General features: G+C 50.7%; 6 protein-coding genes. All 6 read left to right on the top strand.

Features of this window, described 5'->3' with window-relative positions; all coding sequences use genetic code 11:
* The first annotated feature begins 125 nt into the window (after positions 1-125).
* The gene (locus RTK32_RS19055) at positions 126-545 is read left to right on the top strand and encodes a DUF2000 domain-containing protein (protein WP_312046750.1); all 420 of its coding nucleotides are present in this window, start codon (positions 126-128) and stop codon (positions 543-545) included.
* A gap of 96 nt (positions 546-641) precedes the next feature.
* Positions 642-2,051 carry an AMP-binding protein gene (locus tag RTK32_RS19050; protein WP_312046749.1) on the top strand — a complete coding sequence of 470 codons (1,410 nt, stop codon included), beginning with the start codon at positions 642-644 and terminating at the stop codon, positions 2,049-2,051.
* Entirely contained in the window at positions 2,051-3,001 is a 951-nt protein-coding gene (locus tag RTK32_RS19045; RefSeq protein WP_312046747.1) for a branched-chain amino acid transaminase, read from the top strand. Before RTK32_RS19050 ends, RTK32_RS19045 begins: the two co-directional genes overlap by 1 nt.
* Before the next feature lie 21 nt (positions 3,002-3,022).
* Positions 3,023-3,604 carry a bacilysin biosynthesis protein BacA gene (locus RTK32_RS19040; protein ID WP_312046745.1) on the top strand — a complete coding sequence of 194 codons (582 nt, stop codon included), beginning with the start codon at positions 3,023-3,025 and terminating at the stop codon, positions 3,602-3,604.
* Between the two features lie 10 nt (positions 3,605-3,614).
* Entirely contained in the window at positions 3,615-4,154 is a 540-nt protein-coding gene (locus RTK32_RS19035; protein ID WP_312046743.1) for a carboxymuconolactone decarboxylase family protein, read from the top strand.
* 11 nt (positions 4,155-4,165) lie between these two features.
* A partial coding sequence (locus RTK32_RS19030; protein WP_312046741.1) for an ornithine cyclodeaminase family protein occupies positions 4,166-4,878 on the top strand: 713 nt, incomplete at its 3' end.

The following is a 4,878-nucleotide window of genomic DNA, read 5'->3' as shown; positions in this document are numbered from 1 at the left end:
CAAATGGCGGGCGATTGCTGACTGGGTAGTAGTAGATATCGATCTGGATAGCGACTTTACGCTCAATACGGGTCTGTTAAGCACCCTGAACGAACCCGCTCTTTCCTAACATCCAGGACAAAAAAATGAAATTCGACGCCAGTCAGCACCGTTGCACCATTATTATTGATAAAGATTTACCAGCCGGGTTGGCGATCAATGCCGCCAGCGTGATTGGAATCAGCTTTGGCCGCACCACGGAAAACCTGGTAGGCCCGGATATGCAAAGCCTGGATGACGTAAACTATCCCGGCGTTATCTATAGCCCGCTGCCTGTCCTGCTGGCGCCGGGAAGTTATATTCAGGAGCTGCAGCGTATTGCTAAAGAAGAAAATCTTTATGCCATGCCTTTCAGCGCGCTGGCTCAATCCTGCAAAACCTATGATGAATATGGCGAAAGGATTTCTTCTGTCAGCAGTGAAAATATTGAGCTGGTTGCAATAGGCCTGATGGGCCCCAAAAAAAGGATTACCAAACTGACCGGTAACCTTGCCCTGTTTAAATAGTTATTCCTCATTATCTATGTCCGCAATGCGCAATCTGCACGCGTTGTAGCGGCTTATGCTGTCTGATTAGTCTGTCGATTATTTAAGGAAAGCATCGTGTACGCTATATTTAAAGAAGACCTTTACCAGAAAGCCAAAGAAATATATCGTCAGCACAGCGAGTTTGAAGCGGGGGATATAAGCATTGAAAATCTTAACGCACATCAAAATAATGCATTAAGAGAAATACTCCATTACGTTACCAGCAACTCACCTTTTTATAAAGAAAAGCTTTCCGGACTGACGCATTCAGATATTTCCTCGCTGACGACAGCCAATATTTCGACGCTACCTTTCACCACTAAAGAAGAGCTTAGATCGCAGGGGCCTTTATTAGCCTCTTCTCCCTTGCACAAAAGCTGGATTTATTATGAGACCACTGGCACGACCGGCTCGCCAACACCCTGCCCTCGTAATGAACTGGATTCCATTTATAATAATACGCCGCTGATTATCCACTATCGTAATATTTTTGATCAGCACGGAAAAAATCATATTGTTGGCGTAATGGGCCCCAGCGAGCTGCACTCTACCGGCGATACTTTTGAAGACGTTTTCCGCAGTCTGGGCCACAGCGTGGTAAAAATGTGGCCTCGTTCGCCGGTTGTAGGCATGAAACGGGTCATGGCACTGATTGAAGAGTTGAAAATTACCGCACTGGTTTGTACGCCTGCGGTTGCCATTGCAGCAGCACGTTTTATGAAAGAAGCGGGGCAGGATGCGGCGAACAGCAGCATCAGGCTGATCCTGACCGTTGGCGAACTGACCACGCCCGCTCTGTTAAGAAATATCGGTGAGATTTGGGGTGCTCAGGTCTATAGCTGCATGTACGCCTCGCAGGAATCTTCTATCCTGGCCGTCTGTAATGACGATAGCTATCTCTATACCGTCCCGTTAAACAATTTTTATGAGGTGATCGACCCGGTTAGCGGGGAGAGCTTAAACGTGACGCAGGGCCAGGTGACCGGCGAACTGGTGATTACCCATCTTTATCAGGGACAAAAGCCCCTGATCCGCTATCGAACGGGCGATTTGGTGCGTTCTTCCTGGATGCCTGACGGTACTCAAAAATTGCTGCCGCTGGGAAGAGTGCGCGACGTACTCACGCTTAACGGCCAGCCTTACTACGCATGGGAACTGGAGGCAGCGCTGCTGGATAAACTGCACGGCTGCCTGGATTACGCTATCTGTATCGATCGTCGGCAGCTGCATGACGTACTGGATATTACCGTAGAGATGTTTGATCCCCTACGCGATGTCGGCCCGCAACTGGCAGAGGTAAAAAGCTGGATGGAGCAGAAGCTGCCCGGTGTGAAGGTCACGTTGACTACCGGAGAAACTGCCGCCGTGACCAAAACGTCTGCAATGGTGAGCTGGAAAGCGGCGCGCCTGCACGATCTTCGCCCGGAAGGCGATAATGCGGATCGCGATGCCGCGCTGGCTTTAATCAACCGTGGGTTTAAATAATGAGCGAAGCCACACCTGCACAACCTGCACACCACCCCTGGGTTTACCTGAATGGCGAAGTTGTCGCCGCGCAGCAGGCGGTATTGCCCGTAACGACGCAGGCTTTTAACTACGGAACAGGCGTTTTCGAAGGGATCCGCGGTTACGCCAGCCATGATGGTACGCATATTAATATTTTCCGTCTGGACGCGCATATCGCCAGATTAATCAGCTCTGCGTCGCTGCTGCTGATCGATCTTCCGGAACCGGAAGAAATAGCCGCACTCATCCGCGATCTACTGCAACGCAATGATACGCAAGGTGATTGCTATATTCGTCCGCTTGCTTTTAAGCGACATTTACTGCCCGGCAGCGGTTTTGGCGTCAAGCTTACCGGCGTCAGCAGCGGTTTTTCCGTTAACAGTCTGCCAATGAAAACCTATGTTAAGCAGGATGGACTGCGCTGCACCCTGTCGAGCTGGCGTAGAGTGGCGGATAACGCTGTACCGGCCCGTGCCAAAATTACCGGCAGCTACGTGAACTCCGCGCTGGCAATGGAGGCTGCCCAGCGAGGTGGCTATGACGATGCGCTGATGTTAAATAACCATGGCAACGTGGCGGAGGCCACTACCGCCAATATTTTTATGGTAAAAAAAGGCCGTTTAATTACTCCCCCGGTGTCCGCACATATTCTGGAAGGCATCACCCGGGATAGTATTATTACTCTGGCAAAAGATTTTTTTAATTTAACGGTAGAGGAAAGGGATATTTTACCCTCTGAATTACTTACTGCGGAAGAATGCTTTCTTAGCGGTACCGGTCTGGAAATAGCGCCAGTCGTACAAATCGATCATCGTAATTTTAAGAGTGTTCATCCTGAAAGCCTGACGCAAGGAATTAAAGATATTTATCAACAGGCCGTACGTGGCAAGCTGAAAAACTATCAAAGCTGGTTAACTTCGGTATATTAATCAATATATTCAGGTGAAAAAATGAGCAAGCATTTTATGGATATGGGTTTAGGCCATGCGGTTAATTTACCTGTTCATACACTCGGTCCTGCCGGAACGAGTAGTGAATATGCATCACAGTTTTTTTGCAGCTGGATGAATGAAAAATATGACAGAAGCCTGCACGCTTTGCAGTTGGATAATACTTATGAGCTGGCAAGAGATAATTTAAGAACTGATAAAGGTCTACTGATCGTGGCTAATGCCTACCCCGCAATTAACGATTTTTATATGGATACCAGCTTGAAATTGCTGGCTACGTTTTTATTTGATACACCGCTATATGGCCTTGTTGCCCACAAAGCGTTACCTGACCGGCCGCTTTACGTTGCCTCGCATCCCGCGCCTGTGCCTTTAATCCAGGAGCTGCTTCCTGTCGGATTAAAAATCGAGCGCGTTGTTGAAATGTCTTCCACCAGCGCAGCGGCGCAGGCCGTAGCCTGCGGCGAGGCGGATATAGCCCTGACTACCGAAATTGCTGCTCGTCTGCATAAGCTGCATTTTATTTCTGCCACCCGGCCTATCCACATGCTCTGGTCCGTGTTCGGCTCACAAATGTCATAAGGAATGCCTAATGAAACTGCTTACCCTGCATACTATTAGCAGCGCGCCTGCTGCCAGCCGTCCGCTGTTGCAAAGTTCTATCGACGGTTTCGGCTGGATCCCCTGGCAGAGTGGCTACATGGCGGAATCGCCTGCTCTGCTTGCCTCTTATCAGTACGCGCATGATGCTTTTTCGCAATGTTCGCTGAACGAAGAGGAGCGTGCCATCGTCTGGATTACGACAGGCCTGATCAACGATTGCGCCTATACCGTTCAGGCGCATAGCTGGATTGCACAGCATAAAGGCGTCTCGTCCGACACCCTTACCAGGTTGGTTAAGCAGCCGGAATCGCTTTCCGGCCGTCTGGCCGCGCTCTACCAGTTTACCCGTACCGTTGCGCTGGCACAGGGCAATATCCCGGCGAAGGCGGTCGGTGAATTTCTTCAGGCGGGGTTCAGTAAAGAAAATATGCTGGACGTTATTCTTGGCGTGGCGCAAAAAACCATGTCTACCTTACTGAACAGCATTGCTGAAACCGATATCGAACCGCAGTTTATGACTGCCAGCTAAGGAGCCGGGTAATGCGTTACTTTGACCGTGAGTCTGTCGAACAGACGCTCTCTCCGGAGATAGCGCTACAGCTTAGCTATGAAGCTTTCGCCCTGGTTAGTCAGGGCAAAATTGAACAGACGCTGCGCTCTGTGATTGCGGCCGACGACGGTCGCCTGATGGGCACCATGCCGGCCTACATTAAAACTGGCCCTTATGCCGGATTTGGTCTGAAAACCGTGAAGGTTGACTTTAGCCAGCCGGGGCATGCTTCACATGAGGGCGCCATCCTGCTGTATGACGCTTCTGCCAACGGTGAAATGGCTGTTGTGGATGCCGGAGCCATTACGGAGCTGCGTACTGCTGCAGCCTCGGCGTTAGCGACAAAATTACTGTCGCCACCTGATGCCAGCCATCTGGCCATGCTGGGAACAGGTGTGCAGGCCAGGAGACACCTGGAGATGCTGTTGACCGTCAGGCCAATTCGACGGATTACGCTCTGGGGAAGAAACCGGGAAAACACGGCACGATTAGCCGATTGGTGTAGCGGCTACAACCTGAAGGTAACCCTTGCCGATACGCCTGCGCAGGCCGTACGGGAGGCGGAAATTATCTGTACCGTTACCGCTGCAAAAGCCCCCTTCCTGCATCGACAGGATTTACCACCACGCTGCCATATTAATGCAGTTGGGGCTTCGGCTCAGGGTTTCCAGGAGCTGGCAGCCGATGTCTATTCCGCCGTCGA

It is taken from the genome of Erwinia sp., assembly GCF_031978025.1.
In the GTDB taxonomy this organism is placed as follows: Bacteria; Pseudomonadota; Gammaproteobacteria; order Enterobacterales; family Enterobacteriaceae; genus Erwinia.
Note: the sequence above shows the minus strand (reverse complement) of the source record. Positions and strands in the feature narration are given on the sequence as shown.